17 protein-coding genes and 1 pseudogene are annotated in these 21,261 nt (G+C 70.9%); 12 read left to right on the top strand and 6 right to left on the bottom strand.

Going from position 1 to position 21,261, the window contains the following annotated elements; genetic code table 11:
* Positions 1–21 precede the first annotated feature (21 nt).
* Together ABZX79_RS16000 and ABZX79_RS15995 are read left to right on the top strand one after the other, a co-directional pair.
* Positions 22–1,041, top strand: a complete 1,020-nt coding sequence (locus ABZX79_RS16000; RefSeq protein ID WP_355256843.1) for a LacI family DNA-binding transcriptional regulator — start codon at positions 22–24, stop codon at positions 1,039–1,041.
* Positions 1,042–1,125: 84 nt separating this feature from the next.
* A complete protein-coding gene (locus ABZX79_RS15995; RefSeq protein ID WP_355256840.1) occupies positions 1,126–2,019 on the top strand; it encodes a phosphatase PAP2 family protein in 894 nt (297 codons plus the stop codon).
* Positions 2,020–2,115: 96 nt separating this feature from the next.
* On the opposite strand, the gene ABZX79_RS15990 is transcribed toward ABZX79_RS15995, so the two are convergent.
* Positions 2,116–3,690 carry an amidohydrolase gene (locus ABZX79_RS15990; RefSeq protein WP_355256837.1) on the bottom strand — a complete coding sequence of 525 codons (1,575 nt, stop codon included), beginning with the start codon at positions 3,688–3,690 and terminating at the stop codon, positions 2,116–2,118.
* Positions 3,691–3,711: 21 nt separating this feature from the next.
* Complete coding sequence (locus ABZX79_RS15985) at positions 3,712–5,175, bottom strand: APC family permease (protein WP_355256834.1); 1,464 nt, start codon at positions 5,173–5,175, stop codon at positions 3,712–3,714.
* A 156-nt stretch (positions 5,176–5,331) separates the two neighbouring features.
* Here ABZX79_RS15985 and ABZX79_RS15980 point away from each other — a divergent pair, with 156 nt between their 5' ends.
* The 5 genes from ABZX79_RS15980 to ABZX79_RS15960 all read left to right on the top strand — a co-directional run bounded on the left by ABZX79_RS15980 (position 5,332) and on the right by ABZX79_RS15960 (position 9,336).
* Entirely contained in the window at positions 5,332–5,943 is a 612-nt protein-coding gene (locus ABZX79_RS15980) for a TetR/AcrR family transcriptional regulator C-terminal domain-containing protein (protein WP_355256831.1), read from the top strand.
* 527 nt (positions 5,944–6,470) lie between these two features.
* Entirely contained in the window at positions 6,471–6,791 is a 321-nt protein-coding gene (locus ABZX79_RS15975) for a hypothetical protein (RefSeq protein ID WP_355256828.1), read from the top strand.
* Between the two features lie 89 nt (positions 6,792–6,880).
* Positions 6,881–8,209 carry a hypothetical protein gene (locus tag ABZX79_RS15970; protein WP_355256825.1) on the top strand — a complete coding sequence of 443 codons (1,329 nt, stop codon included), beginning with the start codon at positions 6,881–6,883 and terminating at the stop codon, positions 8,207–8,209.
* A 58-nt stretch (positions 8,210–8,267) separates the two neighbouring features.
* Positions 8,268–8,765, top strand: a complete 498-nt coding sequence (locus ABZX79_RS15965; RefSeq protein ID WP_355256822.1) for a hypothetical protein — start codon at positions 8,268–8,270, stop codon at positions 8,763–8,765.
* 58 nt (positions 8,766–8,823) lie between these two features.
* Entirely contained in the window at positions 8,824–9,336 is a 513-nt protein-coding gene (locus ABZX79_RS15960; RefSeq protein ID WP_355256819.1) for a hypothetical protein, read from the top strand.
* 87 nt (positions 9,337–9,423) lie between these two features.
* Here the strand turns inward: ABZX79_RS15960 and ABZX79_RS15955 are convergent, their stop codons facing one another.
* Positions 9,424–12,438 carry a bifunctional [glutamine synthetase] adenylyltransferase/[glutamine synthetase]-adenylyl-L-tyrosine phosphorylase gene (locus ABZX79_RS15955; protein WP_355256816.1) on the bottom strand — a complete coding sequence of 1,005 codons (3,015 nt, stop codon included), beginning with the start codon at positions 12,436–12,438 and terminating at the stop codon, positions 9,424–9,426.
* A 311-nt stretch (positions 12,439–12,749) separates the two neighbouring features.
* Here ABZX79_RS15955 and ABZX79_RS15950 point away from each other — a divergent pair, with 311 nt between their 5' ends.
* A complete protein-coding gene (locus tag ABZX79_RS15950; protein ID WP_355256813.1) occupies positions 12,750–15,077 on the top strand; it encodes a PIG-L family deacetylase in 2,328 nt (775 codons plus the stop codon).
* A 74-nt stretch (positions 15,078–15,151) separates the two neighbouring features.
* A complete protein-coding gene (locus ABZX79_RS15945; protein ID WP_355256810.1) occupies positions 15,152–15,667 on the top strand; it encodes a pyridoxamine 5'-phosphate oxidase family protein in 516 nt (171 codons plus the stop codon).
* Position 15,668: 1 nt separating this feature from the next.
* Here the strand turns inward: ABZX79_RS15945 and ABZX79_RS15940 are convergent, their stop codons facing one another.
* The 3 genes and pseudogenes from ABZX79_RS15940 to ABZX79_RS15930 all read right to left on the bottom strand — a co-directional run bounded on the left by ABZX79_RS15940 (position 15,669) and on the right by ABZX79_RS15930 (position 18,243).
* The gene (locus tag ABZX79_RS15940) at positions 15,669–16,121 is read right to left on the bottom strand and encodes an SRPBCC family protein (protein WP_355256807.1); all 453 of its coding nucleotides are present in this window, start codon (positions 16,119–16,121) and stop codon (positions 15,669–15,671) included.
* A gap of 93 nt (positions 16,122–16,214) precedes the next feature.
* Positions 16,215–16,789, bottom strand: a pseudogene (locus tag ABZX79_RS15935) (class I SAM-dependent methyltransferase); the annotation flags it as partial.
* 92 nt (positions 16,790–16,881) lie between these two features.
* Positions 16,882–18,243 carry a glutamine synthetase family protein gene (locus ABZX79_RS15930; RefSeq protein ID WP_069929022.1) on the bottom strand — a complete coding sequence of 454 codons (1,362 nt, stop codon included), beginning with the start codon at positions 18,241–18,243 and terminating at the stop codon, positions 16,882–16,884.
* Between the two features lie 299 nt (positions 18,244–18,542).
* On the opposite strand from ABZX79_RS15930, the gene ABZX79_RS15925 reads away from it, so the two are divergent.
* The 3 genes from ABZX79_RS15925 to ABZX79_RS15915 all read left to right on the top strand — a co-directional run bounded on the left by ABZX79_RS15925 (position 18,543) and on the right by ABZX79_RS15915 (position 21,239).
* Complete coding sequence (locus ABZX79_RS15925; protein WP_355256804.1) at positions 18,543–18,902, top strand: MerR family transcriptional regulator; 360 nt, start codon at positions 18,543–18,545, stop codon at positions 18,900–18,902.
* Positions 18,903–19,174: 272 nt separating this feature from the next.
* Positions 19,175–19,378 (top strand): cold-shock protein, encoded by a 204-nt coding sequence (locus ABZX79_RS15920; protein WP_028811307.1) that lies wholly within the window; start codon positions 19,175–19,177, stop codon positions 19,376–19,378.
* A 331-nt stretch (positions 19,379–19,709) separates the two neighbouring features.
* Positions 19,710–21,239 (top strand): DEAD/DEAH box helicase, encoded by a 1,530-nt coding sequence (locus ABZX79_RS15915; RefSeq protein ID WP_355256800.1) that lies wholly within the window; start codon positions 19,710–19,712, stop codon positions 21,237–21,239.
* Positions 21,240–21,261 lie beyond the last annotated feature (22 nt).

Raw genomic sequence — 21,261 nt, 5'->3', positions numbered from 1 at the left:
CGCCCGGTACAGTCCACTCCCATGACCGCACGGCTTGCCGACATCGCAGCCCAGGCGGGGGTCAGTGAAGCGACGGTCAGCCGCGTGCTCAACGGCAAACCCGGGGTTGCCGCGGCCACCCGCGAATCCGTACTTGCCGCGCTCGACGTCCTCGGATACGAGCGCCCCGTCCGCCTGCGCAGGCGCAGCGCGGGACTGGTCGGCCTCATAACCCCCGAGCTCGAGAACCCGATCTTCCCGGCCCTGGCCCAGGTCATCGGCCAGGGCCTGACCCGCCAGGGCTACACGCCGGTCCTCGCCACCCAGACGCCCGGCGGCTCCACCGAGGACGAGCTCACCGAGATGCTGGTGGACCGGGGCGTCTCCGGCATCATCTTCGTCTCCGGGCTCCACGCGGACACCACGGCCGACATGCAGCGTTACGAGCAGCTGCGCGCCCAGGGTGTCCCCTTCGTCCTGGTCAACGGCTTCTCGCCGAAGGTCCAGGCGCCCTTCATCTCCCCCGACGACCGGGCGGCGATGCGGCTGGCCGTGACGCACCTGGCGTCGCTGGGCCACACCGCGATCGGCCTGGCCGTCGGCCCGAAGCGGTTCGTTCCCGTACTCCGCAAGATCGAGGGATTCCGCGCCGCCATGCAGGAGCGGCTGGGCCTCACCGCCGAGGAGGCGGAGGAGCTGATCCAGCACTCCCTCTACACCCTGGAGGGCGGCCAGGCCGCCGCCTCGGCCCTGATCGAGAAGGGCTGCACGGCGATCGTCTGCGCCAGCGACATGATGGCGCTCGGCGCGATCCGCGCCGCCCGCCGGCTGGGTCTGGACGTACCGCGTGAGGTGTCGGTGGTCGGCTTCGACGATTCACCGCTCATAGCGTTCACCGACCCTCCGTTGACCACCATCAGACAGCCGGTGACGGCGATGGGCCAGGCCGCGGTCCGTACGCTCCTCGAAGAGGTCGGCGGCACACCGGCGCCGCACAGCGAATTCGTCTTTATGCCCGAGCTGGTAGTACGCGGTTCAACCGCTTCAGGGCCGCGTCCTTAACGTTCCTAGCACGCAGCACGTGCAAGCGTCACCCGATCGGAGGATGATCGGAAGGGTGGTGCGCATCTGGCAGACTCTCTCCCCATGGGTGACGCGACCGTGAAGACACTGGAAGGCCGGACGGCCACCGATCCCTCACCCATTGCGGAGGACGAGGAGCAGCAGCCGTCCGCACGGTCCGCTGCTCTCAAGAGGTTGCGCGCGCCGCGCCACCCGCGCATCTGGTTCGAAATCCTGCTGATCGCGGTCAGTTACTGGACGTACTCGCTGATCCGCAACGCCGTGCCGGAGCAGCGGGGCGCGGCCCTGCGCAACGCGGACTGGATCTGGCGGGCGGAACAAAGTCTTGGGATCGCGGTCGAGGAGACGGTCAACCAGGCCGTCAACTCGGTGACATGGCTGATCGTGTCCATGAACTACTACTACGCGACCCTGCACTTCGTCGTCACCGTCGGCGTGCTGGTCTGGCTCTTCCGCCGCCATCCCGGGCGTTACGCCGCGACCCGCCTCGTCCTCTTCGCGACCACGGGCATCGCCCTGCTCGGCTACTACCTGTATCCGCTGGCGCCGCCCCGCCTGATGAACGGGCACCACTTCATCGACACGGTCCTGGTGCACCAGACCTGGGGCTCGATGGCTTCCGGCAACTTCAAGAACATGTCGAACCAGTACGCCGCGATGCCCTCCATGCACATCGGCTGGTCCCTGTGGTGCGGCGTGACGATCTTCGCTCTGGCCTCCGTCCCCTGGGTGAAGGTCCTCGGCCTGCTGTACCCGACGGCGACGCTGGTCGTGATCGTCGCCACCGCCAACCACTTCTGGCTGGACGCGGTCGGCGGCCTGCTCTGCCTGGCGTTCGGCTACGCGCTCAGCCGCGGCTGGTACGGCCGGCTTCCGCACCACCTGCCGAAGGTGGTCGCGGAGGACGCGTCCCGCCCCAGGACGGGCCGCCGCCGGGTGTGGCCGGTACGGGCGTAGGCGCTGCTGAAACGCCGGACGGGCTGGAAAATCCAGCCCGTCCGGCGTTTGAGGACTTCGGGAAGGGGCGGGTAGGGGAAAACCTCAGCCGAGGCCTCACCCCCGGTGCGTGATCCTGCCGCCGGTCACGGTCAGACGCACCGGCGCCTGCGCCACCTCGTCAGCCGGCGCCTCGACCGGGTCCAGCCCGAAGGCCGTCAGGTCGGCCCGCAGACCGGGCGCGATACGACCCGACACGGCCTGCTCACCCGCCGCCACCGCCGCGTGCGTCGTACAGCCCTCCAGAGACATCAGGCCGCTCAGCGAGCGCCCCGCCTCAGCCGCGCCACGCGGCGCACGGGCGGTCGCCAGCACCTGACGCGCGTCGTAGTGCGCGATGGGCCAGTCCGAACCGAGGGCCACAACCGCGCCCGCGTCCCGCAGATCGCGGCAGCGCCACGCGCGGGCCGCCCGCTCGTCACCGAGCCGCTTCGACCATTCGTCGGTGTGGTCGGCGCGGGTGTACGCGGTGTGCGGCGGCTGCATCGAGGCGATCACACCGAGCTCCGCGAAGCGGGCGATCTGGTCCTCGGGGACAGTCTCGATGTGCTCGATACGGTGGCGCAGCCGCCCGCTCTCCCCGAGCGACTCCACGGTGTCCAGGACATGGCGCACGGCCGCGTCACCGATGGCGTGGGTGGCCGTGCGTACGCCTGCCGCATGGAGGTGGCGTACCGCCTCGGTGTACGCCGCCGGGTCCGGCCAGAACGCCTCCGTCCCCTGGCCGTGGCAGTCCGCGTGCTCCAGCCAGGCGGTGCCGCCCTCGACCGTGCCGTCCATGAAGAACTTGACGCCGCCGACGCGCCAGAGCCGGCCGGACTGCTTCTGAAGGGCGACGAGTTCCTCCAGTTCCGCCGCGCCCGCGCCCGGCATGCACCACGGGGCGAGGAGGAGCCGTACGGGAAGGTCGTCCGTCTCCTCGACGGCGGCGAGAAGCTCCAGGGAGTCGCCGCCGAGGTCCATGACATGGGCTCCGGTCAGGCCGGTGGCGGCCATCGCGGAGAGGAGTTCACCGAGGCGGGCGCGGCGCTCGGTGTACGACGCCCTGGGCACGGCCGCGTCGACGAGGTCCATGGCGGCGTGCTCGATGAGGTGCCCGGTGGGGCGGCCTTCGGCGTCGCAGACGATCTCCGAGCGCTGCGCGAAGGTGCGGGGTCCGGTGATCCCGGCGGCCTGGAGTGCGGCGCCACTGACCAGGGCCGAGTGACCGTCGTAGAGGCGGATGAAGGTGGGGGCTCCGGCCACGGCGTCCTCGATGAGGGCGCGGTCGACGGGGCGGCCGCCGAAGGCGTTGTGGTCGAGGCCCCAGGCGACGATCCAGCCTGCGTTGCGACGGGCGTCGGCGAGGGCGGCGCGCAGCGCGTCGAGGTCGCGTACGGCGGAGAGATCGAGCCCGGTGGACATCTCCAGGCCCCACACGGGGTGGCTGTGGCTGTCGACGAGGCCGGGGGTGAGGGTGGCCCCGGCCAGATCGACGGTCTCGGCGGCGGGCCCGCGCCAGTCCCGTACGTCCGACGCGTCGCCGACGGCGGCGATCAGTCCGTCCCGTACGGCGACGGCGGTCGCTTCGGGGCGGGCGGGGTCGAGGGTGCGGACGCGGGCGCCGGTGAGGATGAGATCGGCTTCAGGCACGTTCTTCTGCTTCCTTGCTCGTTACTCGGTCGGTTCTGCGGCGAAGCCGGCGTACACCTCGGGCCTGCTGCGGCGCAGGCGCAGGGCGATGGCGATGCCGATGAGGAAGACGGCGGGCACGACCGCGACGAGAGTGATGTTGATGGCCGGGGTGGCGCCGGTGAACAGCTCGACGTTCGTTGCCACCAGGTAGAGCGCGACGGTGAGCAGCACGGTGGCGACGGCGGGGGCGATGGTGGTGCGCCAGATGTTCTCGGTGTGGCTGATGCGCCGGAAGAAGAACGGCACGGCGATCGCGGCGAGCAGTTGCAGCGCCATCAGGCCGATCATGCCGGGGGTGTTCACCCACAGCAGCAGTTCCGTGTACGGGTCCGCCCCGGCCAGCGCGAAGCCGAGGACGACGACCAGGCCGAGGACGGTCTGCGCGGCGCCGGCGAGGTAGGGCGAGCGGTGGCGGTGGTGGACCTTGCCCATCAGGGCGGGCAGGACGCCTTCCTCGGCGAGGGAGAGCCCGTACCGGTTGATGGCGTTGTGGAAGGCGAGGAGGGACGCGATGACGCTGGAGACGATGAGGATGTGCATCAGGTCCGCGGCCCAGCCGCCGACGTACGTGGTGATCGCGGTGAAGAAGAGCCCGCCGGCGTCGTCGGTGGCGGCCTGGACGACCTTGGCGGAGCCGTACGCCTGGATGACCGTCCAGACGACGAAGGCGTAGAAGAGGCCGAGGAAGCCGACGGCGATGTAGGTGGCGCGCGGGATCGTACGGCTGGGATCGCGGGCCTCACGGCGGTAGATGGCCGTGGACTCGAAGCCGGTGAACGCGGCGAAGGCCATGGCGAGTACGGCGACCATGCCGGGCCCGAACATGTTGCCGGTGGTGAAGGAGTCGGCGGAGAGCCCGTGGGCGCCGCCGTCGAGGAGGACGCCTCCCGCCAGCAGCACCAGGATCCCGGTCTCGGCGAGGAGCAGTACGCCGAGGACCTTGGCGCCGAAGTCGATGGACCGGTAGCCGAGGTACCAGACCAGCAGGAGCCCGGCGAGGGACACCGGGAGCCACGGTATGTCGATGCCCCAGAGGGACTTGGCGGTGTCCTGGGTGGCGCTGCCGAGCAGGCCGTAGACGCCGATCTCCATGCCGTTGTAGCCGATCATGGCGAGCAGCGCGGCGCCCATGCCGACGGGGCGGCCGAGGCCGCGGGTGATGTACGCGTAGAAGCCGCCGCCGTGCCGGACGTACCGCGTCATGGCGGTGAACCCGACGGCGAAGACGGCGAGCGTGATGCCGGCCATCAGGTAGCCGGCCGGGGCGCCGATGCCGCCGAGCATGATGGCGAGGGGCGCGACGCCGGCCATGACGGTGAGCGGGGCGGCGGCCGAGACGACGAAGAAGACGACGTCCGAGGTGCCGAGGGTGGCGCGGCGGAGGGTGGGCGGCTGGGTGGCCGGCCCTGTTCTCTCCGGGGAGGTCTTGGGGGTCACAGACATGCGGGGACAGGCCCTTCTGCGGCAGGCGGGGAGGCAGGGGCGACACGACCGTCACGCCGAAAACCTAAAGGCTTTCGGTTTTCGGTTTCGGGCAATGTAGCCTCCCGACGGGGATCCGGGAAGACCTGGGATTGACCTGAGACTGAGGGGACCGACATGGGCCGGCCGCGCACACCGCTCCTGGACAAAGAGCGCATCGCCACGACGGCGCTGGAGCTCGTCGACGAGCAGGGCGAGTTCAGCGTCCCGCAGATCGCGCGGCGGCTCGGGGTGCAGACCGGGTCCGTGTACCACCACGTGGACGGCCGGGACGGGATCGTCGAGCTGCTGCGGATACGGGTCTCCTCCGCCATCGACGCCTCGACCCTGGAGCTGGAGCCGTGGGACGCGGCGATGACCGCCTGGGCGCGCTCGTACCGCGCGGCGTTCGCCGCTCACCCGCGGGCGATCCCGCTGCTCATGACCTCGCCGGTGCGCGCGCCGAAGGTTCTCGACCAGTACGAGCGGGCGGTTGGGCTGCTGCTGGACGCGGGCTTCGAGACGGCGGACGTGATGGCCGTGATCAGCGCGCTGGAGAACCTGGTACTGGGCTCCGCGCTGGACATGGCGGCGCCGGAGACGATGTGGGAACTCCCGGACGAGACGGCGACGCCGGGGCTGGCCCTCGCCCTGGCAGCGGCGGGCCCGGACCGCACGCACGCGGCGTTCGATCTGGCGCTGGAGGGCTTCATCGCACACTGCCGGACGCTGCTGCGAGTGGGTGCGTAACGCTGCGCGGGGCGTGTTCCCCACCCCGCCCCTTCCCCCGGCGACATTGCGCGGCTCCGGCGCGTGGGGCTCCGCCCCAGACCCCGCTCCTCAAACGCCGGAGGGGCTGAGGCTTGGCCAGGATGCGCCAGTTCTTCACGTGGGCGAAGGCGTGCCCGCAGGCGGCACGTTCGGCGGCGATCAGCGGGGTGATGTCGTTGTGCGGGCGGTGGTGATCTGGGAGGAGCGGCCGGGCCGGGCGGCGGAGATCCCGATGTCGGCCGCGGGTGTCGAAGCAGGCCGTGGGACTTGTGTTTCCCGTTCCCGCTGTAATCGCCGCGGTTGTCGCTTCCGGTGCGGCGGCGTCTTCGGCACAGTGCGGCAGCCCTCGAAATCGCCAGGCCAGTGCCAGCAGCACACGCGTTCCTGAGGGAGCTCACTCAACTCCGGTGAGTAGCTAGGCCTATACTCACTCGCTGTCGACGCGCTCGCGTCAACCATCGATACCTTCCGCTCCATGTGGAACGTAAAAGACATGGGGATATGGCGTGTCAGCCGGGACGGAAATCGAGGATCCGGTAGCGCTCAGTCGTGCGGGCACCGGCGCGCGCGAGATCGCGGGGCAGACGCGAACTGCCGGCGCTCATCCGGTGGACGAGACGCACTCGGCATCCCGGGACTTCGGCACCGGCAACTGGGACGGCGGGCTGGACGGGGCGCTTACCGGCCTGGCGGAGACCTGGTCAGCCCAGGTCTCCGCACTCACGGCCGACTGCGACCGCCTCGCCGGCCAGTGCGGCGGTTCGGGAATGCTGTATCAGCGCACCGAAGCCGCGAACACGCGCTCTCTGTCGAGTGACTTCGGCTGAACCAGGCCCTCCACCCACCGCCACAGCGCCACGGCGCCACGGCGCCAGCCTGACAAGAATCACGACTTCACGGGAGACTCGCCCAGCTCATGCCGACGTACGAGCAGCTGTACCACCTCAACGTCAGCAACCTCAAAGCGGCCGCTGACCGCTGGGAAGAGACCGCCACCAAGTTCAAGCGGCTGCACAGCACGTACGGCGACCATGTCGTCCGCCCCTTCCGGCAGGCCGGCTGGGCCCAGCCGGTCCTGACGGCGGCCAAGGCCGACAACGACGTACACGCCGCCCGGCAGCAGTTCGAGAGCGCCCACAGGGAGGCGAATGGCATCGCCGGCGTTCTCACGTCACTGCACGCCGAGCTGAAGAAGGCCAAGGACGACCTCCACCGCCTCGCTGACGTCGAGGCCAAGGAGCAGGACCTCCACGTCAGCGCCACCGGCACCGTCACCCCGCGCCACGACCTCTCCCAGGACACCGGCGCCCGCCACGACCCTGATGGCCAGGCCGCCATCCGCGAACAGCAGGAAGCCTGCGAGGCATTCGCCCGCCGCATGGAACGCGTCCTGCAGCGCGCCGCCGACGCCGACGAGACCGCCTGCTGGGCCCTGCGCCGCGATCTCGGCGGAAGCAGAAGCGACTTCAACCCCAAGGTTGTCACCTCCCTCGCCGACGCCGACGCCACCCGCGCGGCCGAGCTGAAGAAGAAGGACGCCCGCACGAAGACCGACGGGTGGGTCGCCGAAAGCGAGGCCGAAGCCTCCGGCCCCGGCGTCGGGACATCGGCAACCGGGCCCGACGCCGCCAGCGGCAAGCTGGCCGAGGCCGAAGCGCATGCCGACCTCGGCCGCGCGAGCGCGGAAGGCTCGCTCACCAACGGCCCGATGAAGCTTGCCGGGGAGGCTGAAGCCTACGTGGGCGCCAAGACCTCCGCGGCCGGCGGCATCACCCATGAAGGCATCAAGGGCGAGGCGACTGCCTTCGCGGGCGCCGAAGCCTCGGCCAAGGGCACCGCCGACGCCGGCCCAGTCGGGGTGTACGGACGGGCGGAGGCCAAGGCGGGCGCCGAGGCCGGCGTCAGCGCCGGGGCCGGCCTCGATGGTTTGCACGCGGGCGCGGAGGCGTTCGCCGGCGCGAAGGCCGGCGCTGCGGGGGGCGCGGACATCGGCGGCATCGGAGTGGGCGGTACGGTAGAGGGTGGGGCCGGCGCCGGGGCCGGGGCCGAGGCGATTCTCGGCAAGGGCACGGATGGCAAGTGGCACCTCGGCGGGAAGGTGGGCGTTGCCCCTGGGCTCGGCGGTGAGGTGGGCCTCGAGGTCACCGTTGATCCGGGGAAGATCGCCGACACCGCGAGCGATGCGGCCAACGCCGTTGGTGATGCGGCCGAGTGGGTCGGCGATGGGGTCGGCAGCCTGTTCTGACGCACGCTGCCGCAGACTCACTGCCGTAGGCACACCGCCGTAGTAAGGAGGGCCCGAGATGCCCACGACCCTGCCCGTACCGATCGAGTTCGAACTGCCGGAAGGCTGGAGCGCCGCACCGCCGGACGAAGTCGGCGCACCGGGTGCGGCGTTCGTCGCGCTGCATCCGCAACCGGACGCGGGATTCACCGCGAACATCACGATCGACGGCGAGTACCGTCCGGACGCGGCGACGCTGCCCGAGATCGCCCACGAGTCCGTGGAGCGCTTGCGCCAGGCCGGTACGTCGGTCAAGGTCACCGGAGGCCGCGAGATCGGCTCCGCGGACGCACCCGGACTCACGCAGACGCTGGCCGTCGCGGCCGTCGTCGGCGGCGTGCCCCGCGACCTCGTCCAGTCCCAGGTGTACCTGTCCATGCTGGACGTCGCCGATCCGCGCAAGCGGGCGGTGATCCGCCTGGTCCTGACGGCCACCGCGTCCCAGCACCCCGACGTCCTGGACGACTTCCAGGACTTCGTGCGCACAGTCCGCCCGGACACCGGCGCGGCTTCGTAGCGCACCCGCGGAAGCCATACCTTGCACCGGCAAAACCGACTACTCATAGGTTGATTTCATGGGACTCTTCGACAAGCTGACCGGAACCAAGCGCCCCGCCGACGGTGTCGCCCCGCGATCCGCGGCTGAGGTCCACGCGGCTCTGCTCGGCCTCAATCGCCCTGACGTCCCGTACGTCATCAGGGACGGCCGTGAGGAGGGCGCCGACCTGGTGGCCGAGTGGCGCATCCTGGACCCGGCTTGGCAGACCTTCTTCGTCCGCAACCAGGTGAGCCGAGTGTTCCAGGTCCGTATGCGCCTGGTCCCGGAGAAGAACGAAGCCCGTTCCCTCGACCAGCAGTACGAGGTCACGTGGGTCGGCGACACCCCCAGACTCGCCCTCTCGGCCGAGGCCCAACGCGGCCAGGTACATACGGTCTCCAAGAGCTGGACGCTCGGCCGCGGCGAAGACGGCGGCCTCGAAGCGACCGAGACGTTCACCTTCGACAGCTCCGACCTGAAGGGCCCCCTGCAGGACACCGTCCTGGCCGCGGGGTGGACCTGGCGTGGAGTCGTCTACGGCAAGCTGTGAAATTGGCGGGACCACACCCTGGAGGAGCGGGGTCTGGGGCGGAGCCCCCCGCAGCGGAGCCACACCATGCGCACCACATCCCCATCCCTACGCCGTCCCGTAGAACAGCTCCTCGACGACTGCCCGCGCACGACGCGTCGTGCGCCGGTAGTCGTCGAGCATGTCTCCGACGTGCCCCGCCTCGTACCCCAAGTACCGTGCCACCGCCCCCAGTTCACGCCCGTCCGAGGGAAACGTGTCGCCCGCCCTCCCCCGCACCAGCATCACCGCGTTGCGCACCCGGGTCGCCAGTACCCACGCCTCCTCCAGCACCGCCGCTTCGTCCGCCGCGATGAGGCCCGCCGTCCGGGCGGCGGCCAGTGCCTCCCGCGTGCGCGTGGTCCGCAGGCCCGGCTCCGCCGCCCCGTGCCGCATCTGCACCAGCTGCACGGCCCACTCCACGTCGCTCAGCCCGCCCCGCCCCAGCTTCGCGTGCAGCGTCGGATCCGCCCCGCGCGGCATCCGTTCGGACTCCATGCGCGCCTTGAGCCGCCGGATGTCCCGCACCGCGTCCTCACCGAGCCCCGCCCGCGGATACCGCAGCGGATCGACGAGCTCGACGAACCGCCGGCCGAGCTCCTCGTCCCCCGCCATCGGCTCCGCGCGCAGCAGCGCCTGGCTCTCCCAGACCAGCGACCACCGCCGGTAGTACGCCGCGTAGGAGGCGAGCGTACGCACCATCGGCCCGCTCTTGCCCTCCGGCCGCAGGTCGGCGTCGATCAGCAACGGCGGGTCGGACGTGGGGAGTTGCAGCAAGCGCCGCATCTCCGCGACCACCGTGTTCGCCGCCCGCGCCGCCTCCTGCTCGTCTTCGCCCTCCCACGGCTCGTGCACGAAAAGCACGTCCGCGTCGGAGCCGTAGCCCAGCTCGTGGCCGCCGAAGCGCCCCATCCCGATCACCGCGAACCGCGTCGGCAGCCTGTCCCCCCACCGCTCCCGCACGACGGCCCGCAGCGCGCCCGCCAGCGTGGCGGCGTTCAAGTCGGTCAGGGCGTTGCCGACGCGGTCGACGAGCGCGCCCGGGTCCGGTTCCGCCGGGCTCTCCTCGGTTCCGTACGATCCGATGATGTCGCCCGCGGCGGTACGGAACAGCTCCCGCCGCCGCACCCCGCGCGCCGCCGCCACCGCCGTCTCCGCGCCGTCCGCACGCCCGACCGCGGCCAGCACCTCCTGCTCCAGATGCGCCCGCCCGCGCGGCTTCAGCCCCTCGGGATCGCCGAGCAGCGCCACCGCCTCCGGCGCCCGCAGCAGCAGATCAGGGGCCAGTCGCCCGGCCGACAGGACCCGCGCCAGGTTCTCCGCCGCCGCGCCCTCGTCCCGCAGCAGCCGCAGGTACCACGGCGTCTTGCCCAGCGCGTCGGACACCTTCCGGAACCCGAGCAGCCCGGCATCCGGGTCGGCGGAGTCCGCGAACCACCCCAACAGCACCGGCAGCAGGGTCCGTTGGATGGCCGCCTTGCGCGTCACGCCGGACGACAGCGCCTCCAGATGCCGCAGCGCGGCGGCCGGATCGGCGTAACCCAGCGCTTCGAGCCGCTGTCCGGCCGCCTTCGGGCTGAGCCGGATCTCGCCGGGCGCGAGCTGCGCGACCGCGTCGAGCAGCGGCCGGTAGAAGATCTTCTCGTGCAGCCGGCGCACCACCGCGGCATGCCGTTTCCACGCCCGGTTCAGTTGCGGGACAGGATCCGTGCGCAGCCCGAGCGAGCGCCCGAGCCGCCGCAGGTCGGCCTCGTCCTGCGGCACGAGGTGCGTGCGGCGCAGCCGGTACAGCTGGATGCGGTGCTCCATGGCGCGCAGGAAGCGGTACGCCTCGTCGAGCTGCACGGCGTCCGCCCGCCCCACGTACCCGCCGGCCGAGAGCGCCTGCAGCGCCCCGAGCGTCGACCCCTGGTGCAGCGTCGCGTCGCTCCGCCCATGCACCAACTGCAGAAGCTGTACGGCGAATTCGACGTCGCGCAGCCCGCCGGGCCCGAGCTTCAGCTCGCGCTCCACCTGCGCGGCCGGGATGTTGTCGACGACGCGGCGGCGCATCTTCTGTACGTCGGGTACGAAGTTGTCGCGCTCGGCCGCCTGCCACACGAGCGGCGACACGGCCTTGACGTACGCCTCGCCCAGCGCCAGGTCACCGGCCACCGCCCGCGCCTTGAGCAGCGCCTGGAACTCCCACGTCTTGGCCCACCGCTGGTAGTACGCGAGGTGGCTGGACAGCGTCCGTACCAGCGGACCGTTGCGCCCCTCGGGCCGCAGGTTCGCGTCGACCGGCCAGATCGTGCCCTCGATGTTCGTCTCGGAGCAGATCCGCATGAGGTGGGAGGCGAGCCGGGTCGCGGCGCGCAGGGCGTGGTCCTCGTCGGCGCCCTGCGCCGCCCCCTGCAGTGCCCCCTCCACCGGCTCCGCCACGAAGATCACGTCCACGTCGGAGACGTAGTTCAGCTCGTGCCCACCGCACTTGCCCATCGCGACGACCGCGAGCCGGCACATCGCGGCGTCCTCCGGAGCGGCCTTGCGGGCGATGGTGAGCGCGGCGCGCAGGGTCGCCGTCGCCAGGTCGGCCAGCTCGGCCGCCGCCTGCGCGACATCCGTCGTACCGCACACATCGCGCGCCGCGATCGACAGCAGGCACCGCCGGTACGCGACCCGCAGCGACACCGGGTCGGTGGCGTCGGCGAGACCCCGCTCGAACTCCGCCACCCCGGGATGAAGATCCGCCGCCTCGTAGGTGACGAGCGCGTGCCAGTCGCGCGGATGCCGCGCCAGATGATCACCGAGCGCCTCGGACGCGCCGAGCACGCCGAGCAGCCGGTCACGCAGCGGCTTGGCGGTGACGAGCGTGTCGAGGAAGACGCGCCGCTCGTCGTCGCCCTGCGCCTCCACCAGCCGTACGAGCCCGAGGAGCGCCAGATCGGGATCGGCGGTCGCGCCGAGCGCGTCGAGGAGCACCGGGTCGTTGCGTACGGCGGCCAGCTCAGGCGCGCCGAGCAGCCGCTCGGCGGCGGACGGATCGGTGAAACCGTGCCTCAGCAGCCGAGTGAAGGTACTGCTCCTGCGCCCCGGCGCCGACATTCTGCCTCCCGCTCCGGCCGTCCCACGGTCCGTACACCTGTCCGTACAACCGTCCGGTCAAGGTCCTGTCCAGGTCCGGCTCCCGAGCCTATCCGCAGGAGCGGCGCGGCGGCCTGCGGCCCAGCCGCCGGAAGGGCTGTGACGCAGAAGGCCAGTGAGATCCGCAACATCACCGGTTCCCGGTGTCGATGAACCGGATCCCACGTGAAACCCTCTTCACTTCTGCTCCACAGTCAGCGCGATGACCAGCGCCGTCCTGGGCGCACCCCATCCCGTACGCCGTACCGCCGCACACCGAAAGCACCGTTCCTATGCCGCCCAGGGCCCGTAGTACCTTCCGCCTGCCGCGCCGCAGCCTGCCCAGCGTCGTACTCGCGACCCTGCTGCTGACGGTGACGGGCATCCAGCTCGCCCGTCCCGCTGTGCCGCTGGCGGACTCCGGTCCCAAGGAGGCAGCCAGGACGGTGACGACAGACAGGACAGACACGGCCCGCGAAGCCGGCAGGGCCGAGCCCGTGCGTGCCGCCGCGGAGTCCGTGGTGCAGATCGTCTCCCACCCGGACGACGACCTGTTCTTCATGAACCCCGACCTCAGCCAGTCCATACGCACCGGCAAGCGCCTGACCTCGGTCTACCTGACGGCCGGCGAGGCGGACGGCGTCAACTCCTTCCGCGGCGGCGCGAACCAGGGCGTCCCGCTCCCCGCCCCCGACAAGGAGCGGTACGCCGAGGCCCGGCAGAACGGCATACGTGCCGCGTACGCCGAGATGGCCACCGGCGACCGCACCAGCCCGTGGCAGCGCTCCGCGATCCGTACCGACGGCGGCGGCTGGGCCGAGCTCGACACGCTGAAGGCGCGCCCCGAGGTCAGCCTGGTCTGGCTGCAGCTGCACGAGGCGGGCGCCAGCGCCGCGAACCGGCCGCACAGCCTGCACGGGCTGTGGGACGGCCAGGTGGCGGAGCTGGAGTCGGAGCTGTCGTCCGACACCCCGGTCACGGAGGACTTCTCGTACTCCAAGGAAGAGCTCGTCCAGACCATCTCCGGGCTGCTGCGGCGCTTCGAGCCGACGTTCGTACGCATGCTCGACCCGACGAACGGCCGTGAGTCCACGCCGCAGATGCTGCCCGACCACCAGGACCACATGTACGGCGCCAGGTTCGCCCAGCTGGCGCTCACCGAGTACGGCAAGGCCGGCGGCCACCCGCACTTCACCGTCCAGAACTACCTGGGCTACCTCAACGGCAGCCTGCCGCACGTCCTGGGCCCGGAGGCGGTGCGGGAGAAGCTGGACACCCTGAGGACGTACGCCTGGACCGATTACCCCAACAACTACTGCGACGCGGAGGCCGGCTGCGGCGACCGCAAGGTGGCGGGGCGGCCGACGGGCCCCGGCTGGGTGTACGGCATCCGCCACTCGCGCAACAACAGCACCTCGTGGCTCCAGAGCGGCGCGCGCGAGGGCGAGCTGTGGGCGTTCTCGGTACTGGACACGCGCCTAGCGGTCTGGCACCGCGAGCCGGGCAAGCAGGCCGGGACCGGTCCCGGATCCGGGACCGGCACGGGCACCGGGGCCGCAGCCCAGCCCGCGTCCGATCACGCGTCTGATCACGCGTCCGATCATGCGCCCCAGGCCGCGTCCCCGGCCGCAGCCGAGCCCGCATGGACCGGCCCCACGCTGCTCGGCGGAACCGGCCTGGACAGCGGCATCACGTCCGAGAAGCTGCCCGACGGCCGAATAGCCCTCTTCGGCACCCGCACCTCCTTTGAGGGCCCCGTCGGCTACCGCCGCGATGTCGTCACCGCCGTGCAGCGCACCGTGGGCGGCCCCTTCGGCGTCTGGCAGTCACTCGGCATGCCGCAGTCCGCCCACGCGCCCGATTCCCTGGACATCAGCGCCCCGGCCGTGACGGTCGACCGCGAGGGCCGCGCGACGGTCTACCTCCGCGACGGCGGCCACGCACTCAGTTCGCGTACGCAGCTCCCCGACGGGAGCTGGACCCCCTGGCAGGCGCTGGGTGGTCAGCAGCTGTTCGGCGACCCGACAGCGGCCCTCGACAGCGCGGGCCGCGCCTACGTCTTCGCGCAGACCCTCACCTCGACCGTCGTCTGGACCCAGGACGCGCCCGGCGCCCCGATGCGCGGCCCGGTTCCCACCGCGCTGCCCGCGACCCCGCTGCCGCCGACGGCCCGCCCGGACGGCGACGGCGTACGCCTGTACTTCCGCAAGCCGGGCTCCGGCGCCGTCCTCGCCGCCCGTTTCGCCGCCGGGGCGGCCGGGGCGGCCGGGGGCGCGGTGACCGCCGCGGCGCCGACGGCCGAGGTCACCGACCTGGGCGGCCGGGCCGGCTTCGGCCCGGTGAGCGCCACGGAGACGCTGCTGGCCGCCCGCGACGGATCCGGAAGGCTCGGCACGGCGGTGCTGCCCCTGCCCCCGGGCTCGACCGGCGTACCCCGCTGGAACCAGGGCAACTTCCTCTTCGGCGGAGCCCCCGCGATCACCACCGACCCGACGGGCAGCACCTCCGTCGCGGCGGTGGCGCTGGACGGCCGCCTCTACTGGACCGGCCAGGGCGCCTCCGCCTGGCAGCCGGTGGGCCCGACGCCGGTCACCACCAACCCGGTGACGGAAGTCCGCTGAGTTTCGCTCCCCCGCGCGGTCTGTCTTCCTAAGAGGTACGGAGAGACAGACCGCGAGGGAGAGGCAGCCACACCATGGACGACCACACTCCAGAACCGGAGACCCGGCTGGACGCCCGCTACAGCGAGAAGGACGCGACCCCGACCGCCTGGTCCGACGCGGTGGAGCGCCTGAAAGAGGCGGAGCTGTTCTGGCTGACGACCGTACGCCCGGACCGCCGCCCGCACGTCACCCCGCTGCTGGCCGTCTGGCAGGACGAGGCTCTGTATTTCTGTACGGGCCCGGCGGAACGCAAGGCGAAGAACCTCGCCGCCAACCCGCACGTCGTCCTGACCACGGGCGCGAACACCCTGCGCGAGGGCTTCGACCTGGTGGTCGAGGGCAAGGCGGCACGGGAGACGGACGAAGCGCGACTGCGCCGCCTGGCCGCGGCGTACGAGACGAAGTACGGCCCGGACTGGCACTTCGACGTACGCGACGGAGCGTTCTACGGCGAGGGCGACCGGGCGGTGGTATTCCGTGTCGCCCCATCGACGGCCTTCGGCTTCGGCAAGGGCGTCTACAGCCAAACGCGCTGGCTCTTCAGCTGACTCAGGCCGATGCGCTCCCTTCGAGCACGCGCTTCAGGTTCTCCTCGTTCCTCGGCATCTCCTTGCGCACCTGCGGACGGACGACGAGCGGAACGAGCAGCTTTCCGACCCCGTGCGCCTCGAAGTCGAGGGACAGGGTCAGGCGCGAGCGCTCACCGTCACCGAGCGGCTCGATCGTGCCTGTCACATCTCCTCTGACAGGGCCGTCGACACCGTGCATGTGCCAGCTCCGGGGCGCTTCCAGCTCGTCCACCTGCATGGTCATCGGGATCTCCCGACGACCGACCCGGCGGGTGACCACCACGCGCGTGCCCACGGTCAGAGGCCCTTCGTCCACCTGGCGTACCGCCACCGCGCTCTCCTGCCATTCGGGGAGGTGCGATGGGTCGGTCACGTAGGAGAAGACGTCCTCGGGGCGGCGCGCGATGTCGATGGTTTCCTTGATTGCGGACATTTCGCCACCTTCCTGGTGCCATCACCCAAAGGGTCCCACTCGGCGGAGCGCCGTACCAGGGCCGGACGCCGCACCGGGCCTGACCGCCTGCGGGGTGGCGCGCAGCACCAGCGCGACAAACCCGAAGGAGCCGCGATACCCGTGCAGCCACTCGGCCCGATGCCGGCCCGCCGCGGCGAGGGCGTCCTGGCCGAGGGGGTCGCCGGGGTGGCCCAGGGCCCACTCGGCGAGGGCTCCTGTCCACCGCCACTCGTAGTCGTCCAGCTCCTGGCGGGTGCTGATGTGCCCGTACACGGGAGTCCAGCCGCCCGCGACGACGCGATCCACGGTGCGCATCCGCCGCGCCTCGGCGCTGGGTTCCGCCTCCCAGCAGGCGTCACCAAGAACCACCCGCCCGCCCGGCGCGAGATGCCTGCGGGCCGCGGCGAGCGTGCCCATCAGCCCACCGAAGACATGCGTGGCCCCCCCCCCGCCGCCGATACGTCGACCCCCACGGCGGTAGCCCCCGGATGCGCGACCAGCGCCCGTACGAGCCATTCCCCCTGCCCGCACCCAAGATCAAGCAGCCGCTCGCCGCCCCGGACCACGACCCGCTCAAGCAGCCGGCGTACGGATTCATCATCGAGCGGGGCGGCAACGGGATGGCGGGCATGGGCCAGCAACGACATCAACGACCGCCGCCTGAAGAAGGTGACCAGCGGCCGCAACGGCGTAGGGCCGGCAGCATGACGCCACCGGCCCTACGCATCACGAGGTGCCGCTACAACACCGGCAAGTTCTTGCGGAGCTCGAAGGCCGTTACCTCGGAGCGGTACTCCTCCCACTCCTGCTTCTTGTTGCGCAGGAAGAAGTCGAAGACGTGCTCGCCCAGGGTCTCGGCGACCAGTTCGCTCCTCTCCATCAGGGCGATGGCCTCGCCGAGGTTCTGCGGCAGGGGCTCGATGCCCATCGCCCGGCGCTCGGCGTCGGACAGGGCCCAGACGTCGTCGTCGGCGCCCGGCGGGAGCTCGTAACCCTCCTCGATGCCCTTGAGGCCGGCGGCGAGCAGGACGGCGTAGGTGAGGTAAGGGTTCGCGCCGGAGTCGATCGAGCGGACCTCGACCCGCGCCGAGCCGGTCTTGCCCGGCTTGTACATGGGGACGCGGATCAGCGCGGAGCGGTTGTTGTGGCCCCAGCAGATGTACGACGGGGCCTCGCCGCCGGAGCCTGCGGTGCGGGTGGAACCGCCCCAGATGCGCTTGTAGGAGTTGACCCACTGGTTCGTGACGGCGGAGATCTCCGCGGCGTGCTTAAGCAGGCCGGCGATGAACGAGCGGCCGACCTTGGAGAGCTGGTACTCCGAGCCCGACTCGTAGAAGGCGTTGCGGTCGCCCTCGAAGAGCGAGAGGTGGGTGTGCATGCCCGAGCCCGGGAATTCGGAGAACGGTTTCGGCATGAAGGTCGCCTGTACGCCCTGTTCGAGGGCCACCTGCTTCATGACCAGGCGGAACGTCATGATGTTGTCGGCCGTCGAGAGGGCGTCGGCGTAACGGAGGTCGATCTCCTGCTGGCCGGGGGCGCCCTCGTGATGGCTGAACTCGACCGAGATGCCCATCGACTCCAGCATGGTGATCGCCTGGCGGCGGAAGTCCATGCCGACGTTCTGCGGGGTGTGGTCGAAGTAGCCCGAGTTGTCGGCGGGGGTGGGCCGGGTGCCGTCCAGGGGCTTGTTCTTCAGGAGGAAGAACTCGATCTCGGGGTGCGTGTAGAAGGTGAAGCCGAGGTCCGAGGTCTTGGCGAGGATGCGCTTCAGTACGTACCGGGGATCCGCGAAGGACGGCGAGCCGTCCGGCATCAGGATGTCGCAGAACATCCGGGCCGTGCCGGGGGCCTCGGCCCGCCACGGCAGGATCTGGAAGGTGCTCGGGTCCGGCTTGGCGATCATGTCCGACTCGTACACGCGGGCGAAGCCCTCGATCGCGGAGCCGTCGAAGCCGATGCCCTCGTCGAACGCCTGCTCAAGCTCGGCCGGGGCCACCGCGACCGACTTCAGGAAGCCGAGTACGTCGGTGAACCACAGGCGTACGAACCGGATGTCGCGCTCCTCCAGCGTACGGAGCACGAATTCCTGCTGCTTATCCATGTCGTCTTCCTACCCATCCTTGCTGGTCAAGCCGCCTGCTCCCACGCCTCGTGCGCACGTCGGGGCACCTGAGCATCCCACCACACGGTTTCCAACACGTTGCGCCCCCTCGGACAGACATCCAGCGCCGTACGGATGTACGCCCGATGGACGCCCGCGTGCCGCTTCCTCCACCACTTCCTCCATAGTGCCCGCGGCATGCCGGGGTGGATCCGTACCGGTGCGCCGGAGGGGGGAAATCTGTCACGGCCGGAGCAGACATGCCACACTCGTAGTGTCCACTGCAAGTGCTACAGAAGATGGTGCAAGTGACCGCCGAGACTCATCGGACCAGCAAGGCCGACCGCTTCGACGACGACGACTTCCCCGCCTACACCATGGGCCGGGCCGCCGAGATGATCGGCACCACCCCGGCGTTCCTGCGGGCCGTCGGCGACGCACGGCTCATCACCCCGTTGCGTTCCGAGGGCGGCCACCGCCGTTACTCCCGCTACCAGCTGCGGATCGCCGCCCGGGCCCGCGAGCTGGTCGACCAGGGCACCCCCGTCGACGCCGCCTGCCGGATCGTCATTCTCGAGGACCAGCTGGAAGAGGCCCTGCGCATGAACGAGCAACTGCGCGAGCCCGGCCCGCGCGAGGGGCAGGAACAAAATATCTAGTGCGGCAGCTGCAGAATTTAAAGCGGCTCGCACGGAGAGTTTATGGCGCCACGGCGGATGTGACGAAAGACCCCTGGCACGTCCGCCGCACCGTGCTACTGTTGATCTCAGTTGCAGTTGTGGTTCCCAAACTTCAAGTGCTCCCGTGGCTCAGTTGCCGCGGGCGCACTTTCGTATTTCCGGTGCTTTATTCCGGACGGGGCAATCATCGCGGCAACGCGACTCGGAGTCCGCACAGGGCGGGCCCCGGCACTGCTCCAAAGGAGAATGACATGGCTTCTGGCACCGTGAAGTGGTTCAACGCTGAAAAGGGCTTCGGCTTCATCGAGCAGGAGGGTGGCGGCGCTGACGTCTTCGCCCACTACTCCAACATCGCCACCCAGGGCTTCCGTGAGCTTCAGGAAGGTCAGAAGGTGACCTTCGACGTCACGCAGGGCCAGAAGGGCCCGCAGGCCGAGAACATCGTTCCCGCCTGACGCTGACGCGTTCTACACGGTCGGGGCCCGCACCTGAGGGTGCGGGCCCCGTCTCGTTGCTTTGAATCGTTGCCCCGACTCGGTCGCCCCTATCGCGCGGCCGACTCATGAGCGGTCGGCCACGATTCTCGTCGCCCCGCCCCGTCCACGCCTTCTTGGCGCGGACTGCAGCCACTTCGAAGCGCCCGGCCCACAGGTATTCAAACCTTTCGGCCGGCTTCATTTCGGCTTTTTTAATTACCGGCTCGTTCTTGCGATTCCTTGTGGCAGTCACGCTCTCAGTCACTGCTGCCCGGAATTCCTCGATACGTGCCCATCGAGGAAGGTTCACATGAACCGCACAGCACGCTCGAACGACCGTGACCGATTTTCCCGTACCCGCGCCGGCGGCAACTTCGCCGGCCGCACCAGCGACCGCGGCGAGCGCTTCCGCCCCGCGGCGCCCAACCGCTCTTCCGGCTCCTCCGGCCGGCCCACCCAGCGCCGTTCCTCCGGCCCGCAGGGCGAGTTCGCCCTTCCGGTCGGTACGTCGCCGGCGCTTCCCGCGGTCGAGGCCTTCGACGAGCTGGACATGCCCGCGGCCCTGCTGGCGGCGCTCACCGCCCAGGGCGTGACCACGCCGTTCCCGATCCAGGGCGCCACCCTGCCGAACACGCTGACCGGACGCGATGTCCTGGGCCGCGGACGCACCGGCTCCGGCAAGACGCTCGCCTTCGGTCTCGCGCTGCTGGCCAGGACGGCCGGAAAGCGCGCCGAGCCGCGTCAGCCGCTGGCCCTGATCCTCGTACCCACCCGTGAGCTCGCCCAGCAGGTCACCGACGCGCTCACCCCTTACGCCCGCGCCGTGCGGCTGCGCATGACCACGGTCGTCGGCGGCATGTCCATCGGCCGCCAGGCCGGCGCCCTGCGCACCGGGGCCGAGGTCGTCGTGGCGACGCCGGGCCGGCTCAAGGACCTCATCGACCGCCGTGACTGCCGCCTGGACCAGGTGAAGATCACGGTGCTCGACGAGGCCGACCAGATGACCGACATGGGCTTCATGCCGCAGGTCACCGAGCTGCTCCAGCAGGTCGCCCCCGAGGGCCAGACGATGCTGTTCTCGGCCACGCTCGACCGCAATGTCGACAAGCTGGTACGCAACTACCTGACCGACCCGGTGGTCCACTCGGTCGACGCCGCGCAGGGCGCGGTGACGACGATGGAGCACCACCTGCTGCACGTCCACCCCGCCGACAAGCAGGCCACGGCCACCGAGATCGCCGCCCGCGACGGCAAGGTGATCATGTTCCTGGACACCAAGCACGCGGTCGACCGGCTGACCCGGGACCTGCTGGCGAGCGGTGTACGGGCAGCCGCGCTGCACGGCGGCAAGTCGCAGCCGCAGCGCACGCGCACGCTCGACCAGTTCAAGAGCGGGCACGTGACCGTGCTGGTGGCGACCAACGTCGCGGCCCGTGGCATCCACGTCGACAACCTCGACCTCGTGGTCAACGTCGACCCGCCGACCGACCACAAGGACTACCTGCACCGTGGCGGCCGTACCGCCCGCGCCGGTGAGTCCGGCAGCGTCGTCACGCTGGTGCAGCCCAACCAGCGCCGCGAGATGTCCCGCCTGATGCAGGCCGCGGGCATCACCCCGCAGACCGCGCAGGTCCGCTCCGGCGACGCCGAGCTGACGCGGATCACCGGTGCGCAGGCGCCTTCCGGTGTCCCCGTCGTCATCTCGTCGCCGGTCAGGGAGCGCCCGGCACGCAGCGCGTCCTCGCAGCGCGGGCGCCGCAGCGCTCCGGCGCAGGCACGCCGCCGGTCCTACGGCGGCAGCGGCAGCAGCGCCGGCGGAAGCCGGGGCGACGCCGCGTAAGCAGCGCAGTAAGGCTCTTCAC

Source organism: Streptomyces sp. NPDC002994 (assembly GCF_040611155.1).
Lineage (GTDB): Bacteria > Actinomycetota > Actinomycetes > Streptomycetales > Streptomycetaceae > Streptomyces.
This window is presented reverse-complemented; position numbering and strand designations above follow the sequence as displayed.

What these genes read in the sequence shown, in the direction of transcription:
- ABZX79_RS15950 (WP_355256813.1), top strand. Translation starts at nt 12,750, where the DNA reads ATGCCGCCCAGGGCCCGTAGTACCTTCCGCCTGCCGCGCCGCAGCCTG.
- ABZX79_RS15960 (WP_355256819.1), top strand. Translation starts at nt 8,824, where the DNA reads ATGGGACTCTTCGACAAGCTGACCGGAACCAAGCGCCCCGCCGACGGT.
- ABZX79_RS15915 (WP_355256800.1), top strand. Translation starts at nt 19,710, where the DNA reads ATGAACCGCACAGCACGCTCGAACGACCGTGACCGATTTTCCCGTACC.
- ABZX79_RS15930 (WP_069929022.1), bottom strand. Translation starts at nt 18,243, where the DNA reads ATGGATAAGCAGCAGGAATTCGTGCTCCGTACGCTGGAGGAGCGCGAC.
- ABZX79_RS15995 (WP_355256840.1), top strand. Translation starts at nt 1,126, where the DNA reads ATGGGTGACGCGACCGTGAAGACACTGGAAGGCCGGACGGCCACCGAT.
- ABZX79_RS15980 (WP_355256831.1), top strand. Translation starts at nt 5,332, where the DNA reads ATGGGCCGGCCGCGCACACCGCTCCTGGACAAAGAGCGCATCGCCACG.
- ABZX79_RS15970 (WP_355256825.1), top strand. Translation starts at nt 6,881, where the DNA reads ATGCCGACGTACGAGCAGCTGTACCACCTCAACGTCAGCAACCTCAAA.
- ABZX79_RS15940 (WP_355256807.1), bottom strand. Translation starts at nt 16,121, where the DNA reads ATGTCCGCAATCAAGGAAACCATCGACATCGCGCGCCGCCCCGAGGAC.
- ABZX79_RS15920 (WP_028811307.1), top strand. Translation starts at nt 19,175, where the DNA reads ATGGCTTCTGGCACCGTGAAGTGGTTCAACGCTGAAAAGGGCTTCGGC.
- ABZX79_RS16000 (WP_355256843.1), top strand. Translation starts at nt 22, where the DNA reads ATGACCGCACGGCTTGCCGACATCGCAGCCCAGGCGGGGGTCAGTGAA.
- ABZX79_RS15945 (WP_355256810.1), top strand. Translation starts at nt 15,152, where the DNA reads ATGGACGACCACACTCCAGAACCGGAGACCCGGCTGGACGCCCGCTAC.
- ABZX79_RS15925 (WP_355256804.1), top strand. Translation starts at nt 18,543, where the DNA reads ATGGTGCAAGTGACCGCCGAGACTCATCGGACCAGCAAGGCCGACCGC.
- ABZX79_RS15965 (WP_355256822.1), top strand. Translation starts at nt 8,268, where the DNA reads ATGCCCACGACCCTGCCCGTACCGATCGAGTTCGAACTGCCGGAAGGC.
- ABZX79_RS15955 (WP_355256816.1), bottom strand. Translation starts at nt 12,438, where the DNA reads ATGTCGGCGCCGGGGCGCAGGAGCAGTACCTTCACTCGGCTGCTGAGG.
- ABZX79_RS15985 (WP_355256834.1), bottom strand. Translation starts at nt 5,175, where the DNA reads ATGTCTGTGACCCCCAAGACCTCCCCGGAGAGAACAGGGCCGGCCACC.